The sequence below is a fragment of the Streptomyces sp. NPDC058664 genome, from assembly GCF_042716635.1.
GTDB lineage: Bacteria > Actinomycetota > Actinomycetes > Streptomycetales > Streptomycetaceae > Streptomyces.
This window is the reverse complement of sequence record NZ_JBHXRW010000261.1, coordinates 1-1,030: the sequence shown is the minus strand read 5'-3', so window position 1 is coordinate 1,030 and position 1,030 is coordinate 1. Positions and strand designations below refer to the sequence as shown.

The following is a 1,030-nucleotide window of genomic DNA, read 5'->3' as shown; positions in this document are numbered from 1 at the left end:
CGTCAGGAAAGGCTTCCGGTCCGTGGGATCAGCCCAAAGATTCCTGTCCGCGTTCACCGGCATCTCACCCCACTTCAGACCCGGACAACACCTCAAAGAGCGTTTTGTTCCGGAAGAAGTGTTTGGTAAGTCGCATGGTGTCAGCGGATTGGGTCCACATATGGAGGCGTGTGAGGATGCGCCTGTGGAGTGCGATGTGTGTGACGGGCGATGTGGCGATGGCCAGCGCTGTTCGGCGGTGACGCACTCGGAGATCTGGTCCTGCTCCTGGTGCCACGCCACCACCTATATGGGTGGCGAGTGGTTCGAGGTGGTGCGGCCGCCGTACTTGCCCGTGGAGATACGTTGGAACCTGGCGATCGCGGACGGTCTTCCCGCCGACTTGTCTCACGCCTCCGGTAACTCCGGCAGGACGCTGCGCGGGATCCAGGAAGCCGGCATGTCGCCGTCGGGCCTTGCCCCCTGATCTTGGACACACGAGACACTGGATCCTGAGGATCTGAGGAGGGACATCTCGTGGTCATGAAGAACTATCCGCGAGCGTTCTGCCTCAGTGATCCGCCGGGGACAACCGCTGACCCGCCGGTCCTGCAGCCCCTCCGCTCCGAGCGTGTTGAAACGGTGCAGCCACCACCGCACCGTCTTGGCATGACAGCCGACTTCTGCCGCGATCGTGGCCACCCGCCGACCACCCCAGCTAAACGCAATGATCCGCGCTCTCAAAACCAGATCGGCTGGCGCCTTCCGGGCACCCGCCAGCCGGACAATCACCTGCTCCTCATCCGACTCCGAAGCAGCCCGGGCACGCAGTAATGCCGGCATAACCCATCCCCCTACCAACAACCCAACTCAGGCTTTATACCCGCAACTTGGGGAAGCAAGCACTGAGCCTCTTTCATCCTGTGCTGGAGGGTGAAATGGGCTGGTCAGCGGGTGTGGTGACGAGGCAGGGCCCCTGGTCGTTGGCGTGGTGATTCCACTCATCACACCGGCGACCGAAGGGGCCCTGAAGGTTTCCGTATCCTGCCAC

Annotated in this window: 2 protein-coding genes; one reads left to right on the top strand and one right to left on the bottom strand. The window is 62.4% G+C overall.

The window, feature by feature from the left end; all coding sequences use genetic code 11:
- Positions 1-466: hypothetical protein (locus tag ACFWUY_RS42010; protein WP_384122458.1), on the top strand; the 466-nt coding region annotated here is incomplete at its 5' end.
- Here the strand turns inward: ACFWUY_RS42010 and ACFWUY_RS42005 are convergent.
- Positions 388-822 carry a transposase gene (locus ACFWUY_RS42005; RefSeq protein WP_384122454.1) on the bottom strand — a complete coding sequence of 145 codons (435 nt, stop codon included), beginning with the start codon at positions 820-822 and terminating at the stop codon, positions 388-390. The genes ACFWUY_RS42010 and ACFWUY_RS42005 overlap by 79 nt on opposite strands.
- Between the last annotated feature and the right edge of the window lie 208 nt (positions 823-1,030).

Excerpts from the sequence above, each read along its gene's own strand:
- ACFWUY_RS42005 (WP_384122454.1), bottom strand. The coding sequence starts at position 822 with ATGCCGGCATTACTGCGTGCCCGGGCTGCTTCGGAGTCGGATGAGGAG.